General features: G+C 50.4%; 18 protein-coding genes. 16 read left to right on the top strand and 2 right to left on the bottom strand.

The window, feature by feature from the left end; translation table 11 throughout:
* The first annotated feature begins 28 nt into the window (after positions 1-28).
* From ACZ481_RS13810 to holA, 3 genes are read left to right on the top strand one after another with little or no spacing between them, the layout of a single operon-like run.
* On the top strand, positions 29-601 hold the full coding sequence (locus tag ACZ481_RS13810) for a ComEA family DNA-binding protein (RefSeq protein ID WP_464765952.1): 573 nt from the start codon (positions 29-31) through the stop codon (positions 599-601).
* Positions 602-603: 2 nt separating this feature from the next.
* A complete protein-coding gene (locus tag ACZ481_RS13805; protein ID WP_464765951.1) occupies positions 604-2,991 on the top strand; it encodes a DNA internalization-related competence protein ComEC/Rec2 in 2,388 nt (795 codons plus the stop codon).
* Positions 2,992-3,010: 19 nt separating this feature from the next.
* Positions 3,011-4,054 (top strand): DNA polymerase III subunit delta, encoded by a 1,044-nt coding sequence (gene holA, locus ACZ481_RS13800; RefSeq protein WP_464765950.1) that lies wholly within the window; start codon positions 3,011-3,013, stop codon positions 4,052-4,054.
* Positions 4,055-4,275: 221 nt separating this feature from the next.
* On the opposite strand, the gene ACZ481_RS13795 is transcribed toward holA, so the two are convergent.
* Positions 4,276-4,851: a helix-turn-helix domain-containing protein gene (locus tag ACZ481_RS13795; RefSeq protein WP_464765949.1), complete on the bottom strand. Its 576-nt coding sequence runs from the start codon at positions 4,849-4,851 to the stop codon at positions 4,276-4,278.
* Between the two features lie 341 nt (positions 4,852-5,192).
* Here ACZ481_RS13795 and ACZ481_RS13790 point away from each other — a divergent pair, with 341 nt between their 5' ends.
* Positions 5,193-6,890 (top strand): ATP-binding protein, encoded by a 1,698-nt coding sequence (locus tag ACZ481_RS13790; protein WP_464765948.1) that lies wholly within the window; start codon positions 5,193-5,195, stop codon positions 6,888-6,890.
* A 102-nt stretch (positions 6,891-6,992) separates the two neighbouring features.
* On the opposite strand, the gene rpsT is transcribed toward ACZ481_RS13790, so the two are convergent.
* On the bottom strand, positions 6,993-7,262 hold the full coding sequence (rpsT, locus tag ACZ481_RS13785) for a 30S ribosomal protein S20 (RefSeq protein WP_464765947.1): 270 nt from the start codon (positions 7,260-7,262) through the stop codon (positions 6,993-6,995).
* A gap of 154 nt (positions 7,263-7,416) precedes the next feature.
* Here rpsT and gpr point away from each other — a divergent pair, with 154 nt between their 5' ends.
* From gpr to ACZ481_RS13725, 12 genes are all read left to right on the top strand, one after another.
* Positions 7,417-8,388, top strand: coding sequence for a GPR endopeptidase (gene gpr, locus ACZ481_RS13780; protein ID WP_464765946.1), 972 nt, complete (start codon positions 7,417-7,419; stop codon positions 8,386-8,388).
* Positions 8,389-8,595: 207 nt separating this feature from the next.
* Positions 8,596-9,609: a stage II sporulation protein P gene (gene spoIIP / locus ACZ481_RS13775; RefSeq protein WP_464765945.1), complete on the top strand. Its 1,014-nt coding sequence runs from the start codon at positions 8,596-8,598 to the stop codon at positions 9,607-9,609.
* An 11-nt stretch (positions 9,610-9,620) separates the two neighbouring features.
* Positions 9,621-10,124, top strand: coding sequence for a hypothetical protein (locus ACZ481_RS13770; RefSeq protein ID WP_464765944.1), 504 nt, complete (start codon positions 9,621-9,623; stop codon positions 10,122-10,124).
* Positions 10,125-10,209: 85 nt separating this feature from the next.
* On the top strand, positions 10,210-12,006 hold the full coding sequence (gene lepA, locus ACZ481_RS13765; RefSeq protein ID WP_464765943.1) for a translation elongation factor 4: 1,797 nt from the start codon (positions 10,210-10,212) through the stop codon (positions 12,004-12,006).
* An 11-nt stretch (positions 12,007-12,017) separates the two neighbouring features.
* Complete coding sequence (gene hemW, locus ACZ481_RS13760) at positions 12,018-13,160, top strand: radical SAM family heme chaperone HemW (protein ID WP_464765942.1); 1,143 nt, start codon at positions 12,018-12,020, stop codon at positions 13,158-13,160.
* 139 nt (positions 13,161-13,299) lie between these two features.
* Positions 13,300-14,331, top strand: a complete 1,032-nt coding sequence (gene hrcA, locus ACZ481_RS13755) for a heat-inducible transcriptional repressor HrcA (protein WP_464765941.1) — start codon at positions 13,300-13,302, stop codon at positions 14,329-14,331.
* A gap of 14 nt (positions 14,332-14,345) precedes the next feature.
* A complete protein-coding gene (locus ACZ481_RS13750; RefSeq protein ID WP_464765940.1) occupies positions 14,346-15,929 on the top strand; it encodes a TCP-1/cpn60 chaperonin family protein in 1,584 nt (527 codons plus the stop codon).
* Positions 15,930-15,944: 15 nt separating this feature from the next.
* On the top strand, positions 15,945-16,514 hold the full coding sequence (gene grpE, locus ACZ481_RS13745; protein ID WP_464765939.1) for a nucleotide exchange factor GrpE: 570 nt from the start codon (positions 15,945-15,947) through the stop codon (positions 16,512-16,514).
* 39 nt (positions 16,515-16,553) lie between these two features.
* Positions 16,554-18,392: a molecular chaperone DnaK gene (gene dnaK, locus ACZ481_RS13740; protein ID WP_464765938.1), complete on the top strand. Its 1,839-nt coding sequence runs from the start codon at positions 16,554-16,556 to the stop codon at positions 18,390-18,392.
* 21 nt (positions 18,393-18,413) lie between these two features.
* Positions 18,414-19,550 (top strand): molecular chaperone DnaJ, encoded by a 1,137-nt coding sequence (dnaJ, locus tag ACZ481_RS13735; RefSeq protein WP_464765937.1) that lies wholly within the window; start codon positions 18,414-18,416, stop codon positions 19,548-19,550.
* A gap of 351 nt (positions 19,551-19,901) precedes the next feature.
* On the top strand, positions 19,902-20,840 hold the full coding sequence (prmA, locus tag ACZ481_RS13730; protein ID WP_464765936.1) for a 50S ribosomal protein L11 methyltransferase: 939 nt from the start codon (positions 19,902-19,904) through the stop codon (positions 20,838-20,840).
* 12 nt (positions 20,841-20,852) lie between these two features.
* Positions 20,853-21,590: a 16S rRNA (uracil(1498)-N(3))-methyltransferase gene (locus tag ACZ481_RS13725; RefSeq protein ID WP_464765935.1), complete on the top strand. Its 738-nt coding sequence runs from the start codon at positions 20,853-20,855 to the stop codon at positions 21,588-21,590.

Below are 21,590 nucleotides of genomic sequence, written 5' to 3'. Positions count from 1 at the left end.
CAAAACATAAGTGGGCGGGGTATGGTTTATGGGAATTCTGCAGAAAAAGCTGCTGCTTATTATTGGGCTGGCATGCGGGATACTGGCCTATAGCTTCCACGGTTTTTGGCAGAAAAATAGTGATGACCAGGCAACGGCTGCTATAACTGCAGACGATGGAACAGGCAGCGATGTCGTTGTTTATGTCTGCGGCGGAGTTGTCAAACCGGGTGTATACAAACTGTCTCACGGCAGCCGGGTGATTGATGCGGTAACAATGGCCGGAGGTTTTGCACCGGGGGCTGATGTTGTCAAAATTAATCTGGCCCTTCAATTAAAAGATGAGATGCAAGTCAATGTTCCTTATAACATCGCGGCCGTAAACGGAACCCCGGCTGCGCCGGCGGGCGCCGGTGCCGCCGGGTCTGCCGGCCGGGTCAATATCAATACGGCTTCCCCGGCCGAGCTGGATAAGCTGCCGGGGATTGGCCCGGCCTTAGCTGAACGGATTATTGAATACCGTACGGCCAACGGGCCGTTTCAGGACCTGGCCGATATTAAGAATGTACCAGGTATTGGTGAAGCAAAATATAATCAGTTTAAAGAAAAAATTGCTTTATAACCATGGACCGGCACAACCATATTCTTGTGTATATTTGTGTCGCTTTTACGGCGGGAATTTGGCAGGCAGGCTTATACAACTGGAATCTGCCTGTCCTGGCAATGCTGGCGGTTGTACTGCTGCCGGTTGCTGCGGGACGGGTTGCGGCCCAAAGCAAGCAGGCTTTCTGGCCCCTGCTGGGCCTGTTCTTCATTGCCGGCCTGATTCACGGTACGCAGGACAGGCTGATACGGGCCGACGATATCAGTCATTATAGCGGGCAGACTGCCGTTGTTGAAGGCATGGTTGACGCAGTGCCGGAATGGATCGAAACGGAGCAAAACCACCGGCAAGCGAGGTATATAGTCAGCGTTAGGAAACTAAAGCCGGCCCAGGCCGGGTCCTTTATCGCGGCTAGTGGCAAGCTAGCGGTTTCTGCCCGGTATCCGGACCGGAAGCTTAAACCCGCTGCCTATGGTGACACAATTATTGTAAACGGCAGGCTGCTGGCATTGCACGGCTATAATAATCCCGGCCAGATCGATATGACAACTGCTTTTAAACGGCAGCACATCACGGCCCGGATGGCGGCGCAGGGTCAAAATATCAGGATTGTCATGGCCAATAGTACATCTTCCTGGCGTGAAACGCTGGCCGGCTGGCAGCGGGGAGTTGTAAAATCCCTGCTGCAGGTAATGCCCGCAAATGATGCGGCTATTTTAACGGCCCTGTTATTTGGCGGCTATCAGGGTATCAATAAGAATGTAGTCAATGATTTTGCCACAACCGGGTTAATCCACATCTTGTCGGTTTCAGGCGCACATATGGCGCTTGTGGCCGGCCTGATACGATGGCTGGGCAGCTGGCTGCGGTTAGGCGCATTGACGACCGCCCTGCTGGCGGCTGTGTGCGTCCTGGCATACGCCTGCATGAGCGGGCTTACGCCGCCGGTAATACGCTCTGCGGTTATGGGCTTAATCAGCCTTACTGCCGTGGTTGCCGGCCGGGAAAACCATGCACCTGCCGCCCTTGCGGCATCAGCCCTGGGAATGCTTGTCTATCAGCCGCTCTTGCTGTATGATATCAGTTTCCGGTTGTCGTTCGGCGCCACGGCCGGTCTGGTATTTTTATACCGGCCGACGTTGAACAGCGTATCCCGGCTGCCGCCGTGGCTGGCAGGGCCGCTAGCCGTTACAGTGAGTGCTCAGTTGGGGGTGCTGCCGCTGATTGCCTGGCATTTTAACAGTTTCCCGCCAATATCTGTCGTTGCCAATATCGTCGTCCTGCCGATTATTGAACTAGTAATCATACTGGGGCTGGCCGGGGTTATGCTATTTATGGTTGCTCCCGGTTTGGGCAATATAGTATTCGTTGTCAGCAGCCTGTTAATCGGTGGGGTTATACTAATTACCGGCCTGCTGGCAGCCTTGCCGTTCAGTTCTGTTTACATCCCCTCGGTGGGACTGGCCGGCAGCGCCTGCTATTATTTGCTGTTAGCCTGGCTGTATGGCTGGCGGCCGTTTCACCTTCCCGGACCGGGACAGCTTTGCCGGCAGCAGCCGCAGCTGGGGCTGCTGGCTGTTATCCTGGCTGCCGGGATATTAACAGCCTATAGCTATTGGCCAAGGCCTTTGGCTGTGCACTTTATCGATGTGGGACAGGGAGATGCGGCCCTGGTGGTTACACCGCACGGCAAGGCGGTGCTGATAGATGCCGGCGGGAATTTTGGCGGTTCCGGCTTTGATGTGGGGGAGCGGGTCGTTGCCCCCTATCTTAAGCATTATGGCGTAACGGCGCTGGATTATTTAATCCTGACCCACGGGCATCAGGACCACGCCGGCGGGGCGGCCGGTGTTGCCGGCAATATTAAAATTCATAATCTTATGCTGGCGAGAGAAGAGTTTTCGCCGGCGGTGCAGGCGCTGCTGCACACCAAACCTGCCATTACGCTGCTGCCTGTTTATGCCGGCCAGAGCTTCCGGCTTGATGGGGTATCCTTTGTCATTGACCATGCGGTCGGTGACGGCGGGCGCAGGCAACAGCCGGTTGCGGGCAATGAAGTATCCAGTGTTATCAGAATCATTTACGGACAGCATGCGTTTCTCATTACCGGTGATTTGGAAGCCCCGGGCGAGGCCGCTTTGCTGGCGCGCGGCGTTTTACCCTGCACGGTGCTGAAGGTAGGCCACCATGGTTCCCAAACGTCCAGTACCGAGCGGTTTCTCCATGCTGCAGCCCCTAAATATGCCGTTATTTCTGCCGGCTACGGCAACCGGTTTGGTCATCCGCACCCGGAGACACTCCAACGCCTTACAGCAATAAATGCAGTAATATACCGGACCGATAAGCAGGGCGCCATCGTTTTTCACTCAGACGGCAAAAACATGGCAGTTGACACCTTCGTAAAATAATAGACAAGAATGGTGAGATATGGATTACAAAGCAGTACTTACAGCCATAAAACAAAATAAGATTGCGCCTGTTTACCTGGTCTACGGCGAGGAAACCTACTATGCGCGGCAAGTGGAACAAGCTTTAATCACCAGTGTTGTAGCACCGGAAGACCGGGATATGAACCTTATCGTGTTTGAGTCCGATCCACCGCTGGCGGAACTGATCCATACAATTGAGACAATCCCTTTTCTGGGCGCTAAAAACCTCATTATTGTCCGCAATACCGCTTTATTTGCTGCCGGACGCAAAACCGGCGGTGATGACGGCCAGGAAAAGTCTGATGCGGCCACAGAACGGCTGCTCCCTATATTGAGCAATATGCCGGATTACAGTTATGTATTATTTATTACCGCCGACAAGGCTGATAAGCGGCGCAAACTTTATAAAACCATTGAAAAGAACGGCGTGGTTTTGGAAGTGGCGCCTCTTAAAAGCAGGGATTTGCGCAGCTGGCTGACTGAACGGCTTGGTGAGCTCAATATAGCTATGGCCCCTGATGCGCAGGAGCATTTACTGGCGGCAGTCAGCCTGATGCCGCAAATCTCACTGGACTTCATGAATAATGAGCTGGAGAAAATCGCCTTATACACAACCGGCAGAACGCCGGTTACCCGCCAGGATGTAAGGGAAATTTTATCGGCAGTTCCTGAAATATCCATATTCGCGATGGTAGAAGCATTGAGCCAGCGGCAAACGCAGCAGGCCATTGCCCTGCTGCGGGAAGAACTGGCGGCAGGTGAGCACCCGGTCCGGATACTGGCCCTTTTGGTCCGGCAAATCAGGCAATTATGGCAGGTTAAAGAATTGCTGAATAACGGGCATGCCGCCCGTGAGATCGCTGAGTCGCTGAAAGTGCCGGGGTTTGTTGGCGAAAAACTGGCTAAACAAAGCCGGCTTTTTTCTATGGATAAACTAAAAACAGCAATTATAAATTTGGCCGCTGCCGACCGGGACTTAAAATCAGGGCGGACCGGACCGGTGGTGCTGGAAAGAATAATCATCGAACTGTGCGCGGTGTAATATTAACAGCAGTATGAACAAAGCGTCAAAGCTCATATAATTTTAAAAAGGAGCCGATAACCAGGATTTGTGGTTATCGGCTCCTTTACATAAAACCAAGTTTTCTAAAAAATTCTTCCGGCCCCTAAAGGATTAATTGAACATTGGTAGAATAAATATACTATAGTATAATTTATGTAAGAACATATACTTGAACTGCATAAATTCAGATAAAATGCGCCTTATTTCAGACCAGTCGGCGGTACAAGCTTCATTCCGTAACGGTCATTAATCGAAAAGTACTGAGCTTCCTCTTCGCCTGCATTCAATATTTCATGGGTTACATTGGCATCAAACAGGATGCAGTCACCCTCGTCCAAGTCGTAAATGCCGGAATCCAGCTGGACGGTAATTTTACCTTTGGCGACAATCAGGTATATTTTAACCCCCGCATGCAGCGGTGGCAAGATGCCGGTGGAGGCGGACTTAGGCAATGAAACCTGAAATATTTCCAGGGAACTCCTATCATTAGCCGGAGAAACAATTAAGCTTTCCATTTTTGTTACAGGGTCATAGAGCACTTTACGCTGATTCTTTTTTACAATCGATACGCTGGTGCCCAAGCCATCGTTGAGAAGATACCCAATAGACAGCTGCAATCCCCGGGCTATTTGGGCGGCAACCCGGATGGTAGGAGTTTTCTCGTCGCGCTCAATTTTCGACAGCATGGATACACTCACACCAGAGAGACTCGCTAACTCTTGCAAGGAAAGGTTTTTTTCAATTCGAGCAAGTTTTACGTTTTTTCCAAACGACATGGCAACCTCCTGTAACTGGTGTGGGCAGTGCTGAAAATAACATTACTATTATACCAAAATTTAAATTATAAAATAATAGTTTTAAAAATGCAATGATTTATTCGAAAAAATAATATACCATAAAGGGGGAAGCGTCAATACCACTCCCCGTTATTCATGCAACAATCTCCTGCTTTGCTGGTTTCATCCGTAGTTTTCTTTATGGATACTTATGAAAATGAGGTGCCTGGTTGTTTGAGGGAAATTTATTAAATAAATTTTGTATAATCATAAGCATTATTTTGTTAGTGCCGCTTTTGTGTTTTGGTTTTTATACAGCAGAGCAGGAAAAGAAGTATATTATGCTGGAGAAGGAAGAAGAGTTAGTTAACCTTGCTACTTTAATTGAACGGAGAATCCCATTAAATTTTGAAGACATTTTTATCCGTGAGAATGCCGGTCAATTATCAGATGAACAGAAAGCACTTATTTTAAATAAATATATGCAGCCAATAACGGAGAGCATCGCCAGCGCGTATCCGCATTATGGTATTGGTATTGTGTCGCGTGACCTGGTAAGGCGGGTAGCTTTGTCTCCGGGCTTCAGGGAAGATATGATCACAGAGCCTGCCTATCACAGTCTGGCGATGAAAGTTTATAAATATGGCGAACCGGATGTTTTTCTGCAGATGCGGTCTGCCAACTGGGGGCAGCAGCCAATTCTTGCGGCGACGTACCCTATTTTTCAAAACGGGAAGCTTGTCGGTCACACCTGGGCCAACACTAAAATTGCCGATATTAATTTATTATATACGAAAAGTATACGGCAATGGGTTTTGTTTTCCCTTGGCATTTGGCTGGCAGTAATGATTGTCATTGTTTTTTTCTTTCGCCGTTTCAATTCTTCGATTAAGCAGTTGGTGGCGCAAATATCGGCCGAAGATTACGGACATAAGGCCTTAGCGGAGTTTCCTCAGCTATTGCCGGTACTCGATACAGTAATCGGGCTGCGGAATAAATACCGGGGAGAATCGGAAAAGCTTAAACTGCTCATTAATGCCTGCCCGTTTGCAGTGGTTGTGGTGGACAGGGACGGTATCATAACCGCCCATAATCAGGAATATACCAGCATGAACAGGCATATAGACCCAACCGAAACGATGATTGGCACTTCCGCCATCCAGATGCTGCAACAAGAAGGGGTTAATGAGGAGGATATTGTATTAACCCGTGCTCTGAAAGGCGAAACAATTGTCCAGCAAACAATCGGTTTTGCCGGCAAAATATGGCTGGCAACGGCAATCCGTTTCTATAATGCCGAAAACAATGAAGTATTAGGGGCTCTGGGGGTATACGGCGATATAACAGAGCGTGAATCGCTGCGCGGTGAGCTGGAAAAGCTGGACCGGTTGAATTTGGTAGGGGAAATGGCTGCCAGTGTTGCGCATGAAATCCGCAATCCGATGACAACCGTTAGGGGTTATCTGCAGTTTATGTCAAAAAAATCCGGCGAGAAGGACCGTTATGATATCCTGATAAGTGAGTTGGACCGCGCGAACAGCATAATTGAGGATTTTCTTTCTCTGGCCAGAAGCCGGACAGTTGCCAAGGAACTGTGCAATCTAAACGAAATAATAGCCTCATTGCAGCCGCTCCTGTATGCCGATTCGGTGAAAGACGGCATCCTTGTCGAATTGGAGCTGGAGGCCGGGCTGCCTAACCTGCTGCTGCATAAGAAAGCGATTAAACAGCTTGTGCTGAACCTGTACCGGAATGCAGCAGAGGCTATGGGCACAACGGCCGCCGGCCGCATTGCCATCAGGACAACCTATATTAATGAATGCATCTGTCTTGAGACCAGGGATAACGGCTGCGGCATTCCGCCGGACAGGATAAAAAAGGTCCTGGAGCCTTTTTATACCACTAAAGGGAACGGCACCGGGCTGGGGCTGGCCGTTTGCCTCAGTATTGCCGGACAGCACAATGCTGATTTAACCATTGACTCCACCGTGGGGGTCGGCACGGCAATCCGTGTCACCTTTCCCATACAATATTCCTGAGATAAATAGGACACATAGCTTGTACCAAGCCCGGGCCGCCGGCGGCAACCAAAGAAAAACCCTGTTCACTTTGTGCAGTGAACAGGGTTTTAGTAGTTGGTGTTAAGCTTGTTTAACAGCACTTGCTTTACGGGCCAGACGGGATTTTTTACGGGCTGCGGCATTTTTATGAATAACGCCCTTGGCGGCAGCTTTGTCAATAACACTTGCGGCATTAGTCAGGAGGGTCTTGGCCTCATCTGCTTTGCCGGCATGTGCAGCTTCCTCCACTTTACGGATAGAAGTTTTAATTGCTGATCTTACCGAATAATTGCGGGCACGCCGTTCAGCGTCAGTTTTTACGCTGCGCTCAGATGCTTTAATATTTGGCAAGTAATTCACCTCCTTATGTATATATTACTGAACTATTCTAGCATGGACTACAGGAAAAAGCAAGCAATAAAAGTGAAACGAGGTTCGTATAACCAGGTTTTTTTCCGGATAAGATAGGTCTGAACCATTTAGGTGCAAAAGGAGAGAAAATTGTATGGAGCAGATGCTGACTACAGTCCGGACCGACCTGGCATTAGAGGCCCGGGAAATGTTAACAAAGCAGGTGCGGGAGGACATTCCGGGGGTTTTGGTTGAAACCAGCGAGGATGATGACCTGATTATAACCCGGGTCAATATCAGCACACCGGAAGCCGAACGGATGATGGGAAAAGCCAAGGGGCGGTATATTACTATTGAAGCCCCGGGGTTGCGGTACAAAAATACCCCCCTGCAGCAAAAAATAATGAATATGCTGGCCACAGAACTGGCCGCCATGGTTAACCTGCCGCGCAACGCTACGGTACTCATTGTGGGACTTGGCAACTGGAATGTTACTCCCGATGCCCTGGGGCCGCGGTCTGCCCATAAAATAGTAGTAACCCGCCATCTGCAGGAGCTGCTGTCACCGGAGCTTAAAGGCGGCGTACGGTCAGTATGCGCCATTGCCCCTGGCGTGCTGGGCATAACCGGCATGGAAACCGCCGAAATCATTCAGGGGATTGTAAGCAATATCAAACCGGACTTGGTAGTTGCCATTGATGCGCTGGCAGCCGCCTCCAGCCACCGGGTAATCACAACAATACAACTGGCCAATACGGGAATTCATCCTGGCTCCGGCGTCGGCAACAAACGCTTTGGCCTTACTGAGGCCTCGCTCGGAGTACCTGTTGTCGCCATCGGCGTGCCTACTGTCGTCCATGCGTCCACAATCGCCATGGATACCATTAATACTTTACAGGAGCATGCTGCTTTTGGCAGGTATTTTAAGAGTATGGCCAACCTGTCCGATCAGGACCGTCAGACAATTGTCCGTCAGGTGCTGCCGGAAATGCTGGGTGATCTTATGGTAACGCCGAAAGAGGTTGACAGGCTGATCGAGGATATCGCCGCCGTTGTGGCCGGGGGGATAAACCAGGCGATGCATCCTAATATTGATTACGAGAATATTCATATGTATCTGCACTGATACAGCTAGTCCGCCGATAATTGTAATATCGCCGCCCCGCCAGGCATATACATTGTATGTAAACAAAATTTATCAAGAGACAACCCGGCAGGGAGTCTGGCGGAGGCGGCAATGGTAACGAGGAAAGAACGAAAAAAAAGCGCACCGGGCAGAATTTGGATTTGGCGGCCCATACTGCAAGTGCCCGGCACCTCAAAGCTTTTTCATATGGTATTAATAGGTTTTATGCTGTTTACGGCAAGCGGTCTGTCGATAGCCACCTATCTGAACCTAACGACAAGTGCCATCCCTGTCAGCGGTTCAGTCTATTATGATCAATATATACCTTCTTTGTGGCCCAAAGGAAAGGACGTGCTTTTTTCAGGCATTCCCGGTTTGTCCAGCGTGGCGCAGCCACAACCGGCCGTAAAAATAACGCCTGAAGTAAATAAGGAAACACTCACCCGCAAGCTGGTGTTATTCTTTTCCGGTATTGATGTGCAGGACCTGCGTTCGCTGTTGTCGCAGGAAATCCCCTTTATGTTAGCTTTTAAGAATACGGGCACACCGACGGTCAGTGCAGCCAGCCTGCCAAATTTCCCCAAGTTTGATACGCCGAGTATAATCAGCACGGATAAACCGTTAGTAGCAATCTACCATACCCACACCGCCGAAGCTTTTATCCCCAACTCCGGTGTGACCCACAGACCGGGCGGCCAGCGCGGCGATATAGTTGACGTGGGCCTGGCCCTGGCAAACCAATTGGAAAAAGAAGGGGTTAAAACCATCCACAGTGCAACGATTCACGACTACCCCAGTTTCATGAAAGCCTATGGCCCGTCGGAAATAACAGCGCAAAAAATATTGACAGAAAACCCTTCTATACAAATGATTTTTGACATCCACCGGGATGCTGACAAGCGGGAAAATGTAACGGCCGTCTTTGATGGCGTGCCAATGGCGAAAATTACGATTGTTGTCGCCACCGGGCAGCAGGACCTGCCCCAGCCGCACTGGCAGCAAAATCATGCTTTTGCCAAACTGATTGATGCCAGGCTCAATGCTAAATATCCTGGGTTGTGCCGGGGTTTGCAAATGGTTGAGTGGCGGTATAATCAGCATCTTCATCCCCGGGCTTTATTACTTGAGGTGGGTTCCCAGGAAAGCAGCAAGGAGGAGGCCGTGCGCAGTATGGAAATACTGGGCGGCGTTCTGGCAGAAATACTCGCTGAAAATAGATAAGGAGGAGTGCCGTGTTCGAACGGGTAGCGGCAAGCGATGCCGGAATCATCGCCCGGGGCCTGCTCATTTTACTGACGATTATCGTAATCGGTGTGGGGGTGGCTGAACACCAGCTCGGCACTCTTACCCAGCGGCCGGGGCAGGAGCGGTTCTTTTATATTGGCCGCAATCAGGATCATGTTTATTCAGCCTATGCCTTCGGCTATGGCCTGAGCCTGGAGCGGGTTTACCAATTAGGCAATATTTCGCTCACAGAGCAGCGCAGCCTTGTGCTGCAGGTTGCCGAACGGGCAATTACAATTCCCACGCAGGTAAAAATCGACGGTATGCGGTTGTTGTACTGGCTTGATATTTGGCATAAGCAATTTGTTGAAGAAGCATTAACCGCAAAGAAGAACATCGTCGAATACTGGCATCAAACCAAACCCTATGTAGAAGCGGTCCTGCAAAAGGTCAGGGAAAAGGCGCAGGGAGCCATACATAAACTAGACGAAATGCTGCGTGAATACAGGTAGAGCTTGCAGTTAGCGGGTAGCTGATGGTATAATTTAGAGAAATATGTTAAAAACGCAGATTATACCAGGGAGGAGCCCCAGTTTGATGGATACAGGACATATTCGTAATTTTTCAATCATTGCCCACATCGACCATGGCAAGTCGACCCTTGCAGACCGGTTGTTGGAATACACAGGAGCTCTCTCTGCCCGCGAGATGGAAAACCAGGTTTTAGATCAGCTGGAACTGGAACGTGAACGGGGCATTACGATTAAAGCCCAGGCCGTGAGGCTGTCGTATACGGCCAAAAACGGTGAAACATACATGCTTAATTTGATTGACACTCCGGGGCATGTTGATTTTACCTATGAGGTTTCCCGTAGTCTGGCCGCTTGTGAAGGTGCGCTGCTGGTAGTTGACGCCGCGCAGGGGATAGAGGCGCAGACAATGGCTAACGTTTACCTGGCGCTTGAACATAATCTGGAGATTATTCCGGTCATTAATAAAATTGACCTGCCCAGTGCCGAACCGGAACGGGTAAAAGGTGAGATTGAAGATGTCATCGGGTTGGATACCAGTGATGCCGTCTTGGCCAGTGCCAAGACCGGGGTCGGCATTGAAGAAATCCTGGAGGCCATTGTCAGAAAAGTTCCGCCTCCGGCCGGTAAAGCGGAAGAGCCGCTGAGTGCGCTTATCTTTGACTCGCATTTTGATTCCTATAAAGGTGTAATTGTCTATGTCCGGGTTATGAATGGCACGATTACCCCAGGCATGAAGATTAAAATGATGGCAACAAACAAGGTGTTTGAGGTTACTGAGGTTGGCGTTTTCCGGCCGGCCCTGGCCAATGTTAAGGAGTTGGGGCCTGGCCAGGTCGGGTTTATTGCCGCCAGCATTAAAAATGTAAAAGATACCCGGGTAGGTGATACCGTAACCGGGGCTGAGCGGCCGGTAGCCGCACAGCTGCCGGGTTACCGTAAAATTACGCCGATGGTATACTGCGGCCTCTACCCGGTAGACAGTTCTGATTACGAGAATCTGCGCGACGCCCTGGAAAAACTGCAGTTAAATGACGCCGCACTGGTTTTTGAACCGGAAACCTCCATTGCGCTGGGGTTTGGTTTTCGCTGCGGTTTTCTGGGCTTGCTGCATATGGATGTTATTCAGGAGCGCCTGGAACGGGAATATAATATGACGCTCATAACCACAGCGCCCAGTGTAATTTATCGTGTGTTCAAAACCGACAACACAATGTTTGAGATTGAAAACCCGTCCAAGCTGCCAACAGCCCAGGAGATTGACCATGTTGAAGAACCTTATGTTAAGGCAACTGTCATGGTTCCTAACGAATATGTCGGCGCTGTCATGGAATTGTCCCAGGAGAAGCGGGGTGAGTTCAAGGACATGAAATACCTTGATGTCAACCGGGTCATGCTGACCTATCACTTGCCCCTTAGTGAAATAATTTTTGATTATTTTGACAAATTGAAATCATCAACCCGCGGCTATGCTTCGCTGGACTACGAGCTGCTGGGTTATCAGACCTCAGCCCTGGTTAAGCTGGATATCCTGCTTAATGGCGACCCGGTGGACGCGCTCAGCGTCATTGTCCACCGGGACAGGGCCACCCAGCGCGGCCGGCAGCTGGCCGAAAAGTTGAAGGAAATCATCCCCCGCCAGATGTTTGAAATCCCGATTCAGGCCGCAATTGGCAGCAAAGTAATTGCCCGGGAAACCGTGCGAGCGATGCGCAAAGATGTGCTTGCCAAATGCTATGGCGGCGATATTACCCGCAAGCGCAAGCTCTTGGAGAAGCAAAAAGAAGGTAAAAAAAGAATGAAACAGGTTGGCAGTGTGGAAGTTCCGCAGGAAGCCTTTATGGCGATATTGAAAATGGATTAAAAGGTAGCGCAATGAATAATTTTGGCCTGTATCTTCACATACCGTTTTGCCGGCAAAAGTGTCTCTATTGCGACTTTGCTTCTTATGCGGGAGCAGAGCATTGGTTTGCTGATTATACTGCCGCCTTGTGCCAGCAGATTGCTGAACAGGGCGGTCTGTTATGTAAGCCGGCAGTTGACACCATCTATATCGGCGGCGGCACGCCCAGCCTGCTGCCTGTGCCGCTGCTGGGGCAGATTATGTCCGCCCTTGACCGCAGCTTCAGCATAACTAATACGGCTGAAATTAGTATGGAAGCCAATCCGGGCACGGTAACAAAAGAACAGCTGACCATGCTGCTGGCGGCCGGGATCAACAGGCTTAGCTTCGGGGTCCAGTCTTTCAACGACAATTTGCTGGCCCGCCTGGGGCGCAGCCATAAAACCGCAGACACGCTGGCGGCCCTGGAATATGCCTATGGTGCCGGGTTTAACAATATTAGTATTGATTTAATGTACGGCCTGCCGGGGCAGAGCCCGGAGGGGTTTGCCCGGGAGCTGGAACAGGCGGCGGCACTGGCTATCGCCCATCTGTCTGTCTATGGGCTGAAGCTGGAAGCGGGAACACCGTTTTGTTCGGCTTATGATCAGGGGCTGCTGGCTTTACCGGACGAAAGGGAAGAGGAGGCCATGTATGATCTGATGGTCAGGGTTTTACCCGGCAAGGGGCTGCTTCGTTATGAGATCTCTAATTTTGCCCGCCCGGGGCTGGAATGCCGTCACAACCTGAAATATTGGCGTTATCAGCCTTATCTGGGGCTGGGAGCTGCCGCTCATTCTTTTGTAAACGGTGAGCGAATCAGCGCTGTGCCGGCGATTGATGCCTATATCCGGGCCATCGCAACCGGCTGTCCGCCGGTTGCGATGCGGGAAAGATTAACTAAAGCCCAGTCTGTAGGCGAATATGTTTTTCTGGCTTTGCGCACCACGCAGGGACTGAATGCTGCCGATTTTACCCGCCGGTTTCATAGCAATTTTTTTCTTCATTTTGCAAATGTTTTTAATAAGCTTCGCCGGCAAGAGCTGCTGGCCACAAATGGCTGCCGGGTATGGCTGACTGACAGGGGCATGAAGTTCAGCAATGTTGTCTTTGCCGCTTTTATTGCTGATGACTGAGGGCAACAGCAAAATCTCCCCCATCTATTGCCAGTGGTTTTAAGAAAGATTCTTGACATTAAACCCAAGGAGTGGTATTTTTTTAATAGGCATTAGCACTCAACAGGCATGAGTGCTAACAGCATGGGAGGTGAAGTCGGTGCTGGATGAAAGAAAACGCCAAATCCTGCAAGCTATTATCGATGATTATATCTCAACGGCCGAACCTATCGGTTCACGGACGATTGCGCGTAAATACAATCTGGGAATCAGTCCGGCTACGATTCGCAATGAGATGGCAGATTTGGAATTTTTAGGTTATCTTGAGCAACCGCATACCTCGGCCGGCAGGATACCGTCCGTTAAGGGTTATCGCTTCTATGTCGACTGTTTACTGGCGCCTCCCCAAATTTCCGATGCAGACATTGCGCTTATTGATAACTGGTATTACACAAGAGCCCGGCGAATGGAAGAAGTCTTTCAGGAGACAGTGAAAATTTTATCAAGCATGACCCAGAACGTCTCCATGGTACTAGCGCCGCAGCTGTCCCAGTGTACTTTCCGGTATCTTCAGTTCCTGCCGCTGGATGAGCGCCGGTCCATTGTTGTCATTGTCACCGATACAGGCTTATTGGATAATAAGATCATCGAGATACCCGAGGGCCTGCATCATGAGGATCTGAGCCGGGTGGCCAATGTGATCAATTCCCGCTTGGGCGGCTTGGCTGTTGACCGGATAACAACGCCGATTTTAAAAGATATTCAAAATGATATCAGGCCTGATCCGCAGATTTTTAAACAGGCAATTGCCCTCTTAAAGCAGGCTCTCACTGCCGACAAGAATGACAAGGTTTATCTTGGCGGCACGACGCAGATGCTTAATCAGCCTGAATTCCGCGATGTGGATAAAGTTAAGGGCTTGTTAACGATGTTTGAAGAAGACAAATTGTTAAGCGATATTCTCCATATGCCTAATAGTGACGGGGTAGTTGTCACTATTGGCCAGGAGAACAAATATACAGGTATTCATGACTGCAGTGTGGTTCAGGCCACTTACCGCATTGACGGCCAGGTGGTGGGAACTGTGGCTGTGCTTGGCCCAACGCGCATGGAGTATGGGAAAACTATGTCGGTACTTAAATTTATGCAACGCCATTTAGGTGAAATTCTGAAAAAATATAAGGTGTTGTGATAAGGGGGAACTACATGAATTTAAAGCAAGCAGGCAGTGGGGCCGACGTGGATGAACGGCTGGCCGCGCTGTTAACCAACGCCAATGCTGTAAGAGCAATTACGGCGGCTGTCGAAGGCACTATCGGTCCTAAAGGGCTTGATACAATGCTTGTTGACCGCTTTGGCGAGGTTATTATTACCAATGACGGTGTTACCATTTTAGATAAAATGGATGTCAACCATCCGGCCGCCAAGATGTTAATTAATACTGCCAAAGCCCAGCAGGCAGAGGTTGGCGACGGCACAACCACGACAACCATTATGGCAGGCAGCCTGGTCTCGGAGGGTGTAAGCCAGGTTATGCGCGGTGTGCCGGTTGCCAGAGTGATTGAAGGGATTAAATATGGTGTGGCTAAGGTCCTGGCTGGAGTAAAAGAGCGGGCCCGCACCATTACCGAGGTCAATGATCCCATCCTGCGGAGTATTGCCATGATTGCCGGCCGGGAACATGAGGACATTGCCGATCTGGTCGTGGAGGCAGCCCGGCTGATCGGCGTGGAGAAGCTCAATGAATACAATTTTAAGCTGTCAGAGATCATTACTGCGGAAGCCGGGGCTAATAACGAGGTGTTTATGGGCGTTATCGTCGATCAGGAACGGATGACGCAGGAAATGCCCGAAGCAGTGACCGCCGCTAAACTGCTGCTGATCGATGATGCCCTTGAACCGGAAGAAATTGAGGATGAGGCGCTAAGTACGGAAGCCGGTTTTAAGCGTTATATTGAACTTCAGGACGAGTTTAAACAAAATGTCCAGAAAATTGTCAGCCTTGGCGTTAATGTTGTCATGGTGGACCGGGGCGTACATAGTACCGCTGAGGAAATTCTTACAGATGCCGGCATTCTGGTCATTGAGCGTGTATCCGCCAAAGACCTGCGCCGGGTTGCCGATCACTCCGGGGCCCGGATGATCAAACGGACCGGTTTGAAGAAAGAGCCGGCTGATATTGGAAAATATCTGGGTACTGCCGACAAGGTGTACCAGGATGAAAAGCTTGAACAAGTGCGGGTAATTGGCGGCAATGGCAAACCCATGGCCACGATTTTAGTCGGTGCCGCCACGGAAGAGGTAGTGGGGGAAAGGGAACGTATTGCCAAAGACGCCGCATCCAGTGTGCAGGCGGCAGTAAAGGGCGGTTACGTGCCAGGCGGCGGTTCGATTGAGGTTGCCATGGCCCGGGAAGTTGGCAAACACCGGGATAACCTTAAGGGCATGGCGGCTTACGGCCTGGATTGCGTGACCAATGCGCTCAAGCAGCCTTTATCCCAGATTGTCGAAAATGCCGGTTTTAACCCGCTGGAGAAAGTAGAGGAAGCCGTTACTACGCAAACTGTGCAAAACTGCGACTCACTGGGCATAGACTGCGATACCGGCGAAGTGGCCGATATGCTGGCACGGGGGGTAGTTGACCCTGTGCCGGTAAAACTGCATGCCATCAAGGCTGCCGGAGAAGTCGCTGTTGCTATTTTGCGTATTGATACTATTATCAAGAAAAAGGAAGAAGGGGCCAATGCCCAGAAGGCAGTCGCCGCTGACAGTGGTATGCCTGATTTTTAATAGGAGGTGGGTTTTATGGCAGATAATGAAAAAGAACAGCTTCCGGGCGAAAATGGCCAGGAAACGGACCGCGTTAACGAGGCGTCAGGCGATAATCCTGAAATCTGCTTTTATCCCGCAGATGTGGAACAGTTTATGTCTGCGCTCAATGAAAAAAGCCGGTTGCTGGAGGAAATGACAGACAGGTATAAGCGGCTCCAGGCTGATTTTGATAATTTCCGGCGGCGGACCAGGCAGGAAAAAGAAGAGCTAGCGGCCATTGTCACGGAACGGGTAGTGTGCGAACTTTTGCCTGTTGTTGATAATTTTGAGCGGGCAACTGCCAGCATCCCGGCCGATGTCAATACCCTGGCAACAGGCGTGCAAATGATTTTCCGGCAGTTAAACAACGCGCTGTGCCAGCTGGGAGTAGAACAGATTAATGCCGTGGGCAATGTGTTTGACCCCAATCTGCATGAGGCTGTTATGCGGGTTGAGGATGACAGCCAGCCTGACGGCACAATCATCGAAGAACTGCAAAAAGGCTATAAAGTCAATGGCCGGTTAGTCCGTCCCAGTATGGTGAAAGTAGTAGGAAATAGTTAATTACAATTTATAACAGTTTATTTAAGGGGGAAATGTACAATGGCAAAAGTAATTGGTATCGATCTTGGTACTACTAACTCAGTAGTAGCTGTAATGGAAGGCGGCGAGCCTATTGTTATTCCTAATCCGGAAGGCAGCCGAATTACCCCTTCGGTAGTTGGTTTTTCGAAAAACGGCGAACGCCTGGTCGGACAAATTGCCAAGCGGCAGGCCGTATCCAATCCTGACGGCACGGTTAGCTCGATAAAGCGCCATATGGGCACTAGCTATAAAGTCAATATCGAAGGCAAGGACTATACGCCCCAGGAAATTTCCGCAATGATTCTGCAAAAACTTAAGTCAGACGCCGAAGCCTATTTAGGTGAAAAGGTCACGCAGGCGGTAATTACCGTTCCTGCCTATTTTTCCGACAGTCAGCGGCAGGCCACAAAAGATGCCGGCGCCATCGCCGGCCTGGAAGTGCTCCGTATTATCAACGAGCCTACGGCTGCTGCTTTAGCCTATGGCATGGACAAAGGCAACGACCACACAATCCTGGTGTTTGACCTGGGCGGCGGCACCTTTGACGTATCCATCCTGGAACTGGGCGACGGTGTTTTTGAGGTTAAGGCCACAAGCGGCAACAACCGCCTGGGCGGCGATGACTTTGACGAGCGGGTTATGAACTGGCTGGTCGCTGAATTCAAAAAAGAACAGGGAATCGATCTGTCCAACGACCGCATGGCCATGCAGCGTCTGCGGGAAGCCGCCGAAAAAGCCAAGATCGAGTTGTCAGGCGTACTGACTTCTAATATTAATCTGCCCTTTATTACTGCCGACCAAACCGGCCCCAAACATCTTGACATCAGCCTGACCCGGGCAAAATTTGAAGAACTGACGGCCGATCTGGTGGAAGCCACTATGGGGCCAACCCGCCAGGCTTTGAGCGATGCCGGCTTATCTGCCAAAGATATTGACAAAGTTATCCTTGTGGGTGGTTCGACCCGGATTCCGGCTGTACAGGAAGCGATTAAAAAATCACTGAACAAAGAACCGCATAAAGGCGTTAACCCGGACGAGTGCGTGGCTGTAGGAGCTGCTATCCAGGCCGGCGTACTTGTGGGTGAGGTAAAGGATGTACTGCTGCTGGACGTTACGCCGCTGTCTTTGGGGATTGAAACCCTGGGCGGGGTATTTACCAAAATTATTGACCGCAATACTACGATCCCGACCTCCAAGAGTCAAACATTCTCGACTGCTGCCGATAATCAGCCGTCTGTTGATATTCATGTGCTGCAGGGTGAGCGGGAAATGGCTTCCTACAACAAGACCCTCGGCCGCTTTGAACTTTCCGGCATTCCGCCGGCCCCCCGCGGTGTGCCCCGTATTGAGGTAACCTTTGATATTGATGCCAACGGGATTGTGCATGTATCGGCAAAAGATTTAGGTACAGGGAAAGAACAAAAAATTACTATTACTTCTTCCGGTGGCCTCGATAAGGAGGAGGTAGAAAGAATGGTAAAAGAAGCCGAGTCTCATGCCGCTGAAGACAAAAAACGCAAAGAAGAGGTTGAAGTGCGCAACAATGCCGATTCTTTAGTATATAATGCAGAGAAGACAATTAAAGAATTTGGCGATAAAGCCGACAAAGCCCTTGTCGAAAAAGTGCAGCACGCAGCTGACAAACTCAAGGAAACTTTGCAGGGCAGTGATCTTGAGGCAATAAAAGCGGACACGGAAGAACTTACCAAACCACTTTATGAACTGTCGGCAGCTATGTATCAGGCGAATGCCCAGGCCGAAGGCGCACAAGGTGCCCCGCAGGGGCAGCAGGACGCGCCTCAGGATGACAAAGTGGTTGACGCCGAATATAAAGTAATGGACGACGAAAAGAAATAATTTGTTTTGGGATGGTGTGAAGTGAGTAAGCGAGACTATTATGAAGTGCTGGGTGTAGCCAAAACGGCGTCTGAAGATGACTTAAAGAAGGCGTACCGCAAATTGGCCCGCAAGTACCATCCTGATGTTAACCGTGATAATCCCAAGGATGCCGAAGAAAAATTTAAAGAAGTCAACGAAGCATACGAAATTTTATCGAATGCCGAACGCAGGGCGCAGTATGACCAATTTGGTCATGCTGCGTTCGATGCCGCTAACGGTGGCGGTGGCTTTGGCGGGGCCGGCGCTGGCGGTTTTTCCGATATATTTGATATGTTTTTCGGTCAGGCAGGCTTTGGGTTTGGCGGTGGACGGAATGCAGGGCCTGAACGGGGTCCGGACTTGCGGTACGACATGGAGATTAGCTTTGAGGAAGCTGCCTTTGGTTTAGAGACGGAAATACAGGTGCCGCGGACCGAGGATTGCGGCGGTTGTAAGGGATCAGGTGCGGCGCCGGGAACCCATCCGGAAACTTGTCCTGACTGCCGGGGAACAGGTCAGGTTCAGGTAACACAGAATACGCCATTTGGCCGCATGGTCAATGTGAGAGCTTGTGACCGTTGCCGCGGGGAAGGGAAAATTATTAAAACCCCCTGCAAAGAATGCAGCGGCCGGGGGAAAGTGCGGGTTAAACGCAAAATAAAAATTAAAATTCCCGCTGGCGTCGACAATGGCTCGAGGCTCAGAGTGGCCCATGAAGGCGAGGCCGGACAACGGGGCGGTCCTCCCGGAGATTTGTATGTGTATCTCTTTGCCAAGCCGCATAAACTGTTTACGCGGGAAGGCAATGATGTGATTTGCGAAGTGCCGATTAATTTTGTGCAGGCCACACTGGGCGATGAAATTGAAGTGCCTACCCTGGATGGCAAGGTTAAGCTGAAAATCCCTGAAGGCACGCAAACCGGAACCGTGTTCCGGATAAAAGATAAAGGGATTCCCCATTTGCGCGGCCATGGACGCGGTGACCAGCATGTACGCGTTAAGCTGGTCACCCCGAAAAAGCTGACTGATCGTCAAAAAGAGCTTTTACAAGAGTTTGCCAAGGCCGGTGGTGCCGATCCCACCTCAGAGGAAAAAGGCTTTTTTAAAAAATTCAAAGATGCCTTTGGCGCTATTTGAAAGCCCATACGGGCTTTTAGCGGGCATAAATGCCAGCCGAGCCGTATGGGCTACTATGTATATGAATGTAACAAAGATTTTTTTCACATGCTAGTAACGTGACAACCCTAATCCTGTGGATACTGACGGGATATTTTCCGTAAGCCGGCGTTGTCGTCAATCGGCATACGTCCGGTATGCCTCCTTCCTCCGCCTTGTCTTACGAAAAATCTCCTCGCCATTATCCTACAGTTTTAAGGTTGACACGCTACTAGTAACAGCCGCCTGGTCTTGCGGTTACCAGTGGCATGCAGGTTTTTTGTTTTGTTTTGTACCTATTATTTATAATCGAAGTTTAAGGGGCGATGGCGCATGAAATGGGCTGAAATCAGCATTCAAACCTCCCATGAAGCTACGGAAGCCGTAGCTGATATTTTCCATGAGTTGGGCGCTAGCGGGGTTGTTATCGAAGACCCTGAACTTGTTAATGCCTACCGTCGCTCTGGGAGTTGGGATTATTGCGACATTCCCGAAGAACTCAACACCGAGGTTGTAACAATTAAATCCTACTTGCCTGTTGATGAGCTTTTGGATGATAAGCTGCGCGAATTTGAAGCGCGGATTAACGGCCTGCATGAGCATAATCTTGATAAAGGCCGCGGCTCCATCAACTGCCGGGAAGTTCAGGAAGAAGACTGGGCTTCCGCCTGGAAAGAATATTTTCATCCCGTGCGGGTGAGTGAGCATATTGTGATTAAGCCGTCCTGGGAAGAGTATATTCCGGCCGTGGGCGACATTGTTATCGAACTGGACCCGGGCATGGCCTTTGGCACCGGTACGCATCATACTACTGCCATGTGTGTGCGGTGTTTGGAAGATGTGATTAAACCCAAGCATGTGGTGTTTGACATCGGCACCGGTTCCGGTATTTTGGCTGTAGCGGCGGCAAAACTGGGGGCAGCAAGTGTGCGGGCCGTTGATCTTGACCCGGTGGCGGTAAGGGTAGCTAAAGAAAACATTGCTTTCAATAATGTCGCCGCTAAAATCGAAATTACCCAGGGCGATCTGTTAACAGGTATAACCGGCAAAGCCGATATAATCGTAGCTAATATTATTGCCGACATTATTATTAAAATGCTGCCCGATGTCCGCGTAAGGCTGGCGGACAATGGCGTATTCATTGGCAGCGGCATTATTGCCGAACGTCTGGGTGACGTTACGGCTGCCCTCCTGGATCATGGGTTTGTGGTTGACAGGGTTATTGAAGAAGGCGGCTGGGTGGCCATTGTGGCCGGCAGCGGCGGCCGTTAAGGAGCAGCCCCAATGCGCCGTTTCTTTATAAATGTCCCGCTTAGCAGCACCTTGTACATAGAAGGCGCTGATGCCCGGCATATGTCCCTGGTACTGAGAATGGCCAGCGGCGACACGGTACTGGTAGCTGCCCCGGACGGAAAAACTGCCAAAGCTGAAATTATCCGGATAAGCGCAGATGCCGTCCAGCTAAAGCTGATTGAAGCGATTGAGGTGCACACTGAGCCGCCGGTCGAAGCCTGGTTGGTCCAGGGGTTGGGCAAGGGCGAAAAAATGGATTATATTATTCAAAAGTCAGTCGAACTTGGTGTATATGGCATAATCCCTGCCATTACAGAACATTGCATAGTTAAATACGATGCAGCGAAACAGGCGGATAAGGTAATCCGCTGGCAAAAAATAGCCCGCGAAGCAGCCAAACAGTGTGGCCGGAGTTTTATTCCCCGGATTTTGCCGGTTACCCGCCTGGCTGATGTGTTTACACGTCCGGAATTAACTAATGCCTGTAGCATCATGTTATATGAAGGCCAAGCCCCGCAGGGTCTAAAACAGGTGCTTGGCAGAACCTGCGGCCGCATGTATAGCCTTTTTATTGGTCCTGAGGGGGGGTTTAGCCCGGCCGAGGTTGCCCTGAGCGAGGCACACGGGGCCAGTGTTGTCACTATGGGACCCAGAATTCTGCGTACGGAGACGGCTGCGGTGGCAGCGCTGACTGTTGTTATGTATGAGTGCGGCGATTTAGGAGGCTGA

It is taken from the genome of Sporomusa intestinalis, from assembly GCF_055383785.1.
The sequence above is the reverse complement of the archived record's forward strand: the minus strand, read 5'-3'. Positions and strand labels throughout refer to the sequence as shown.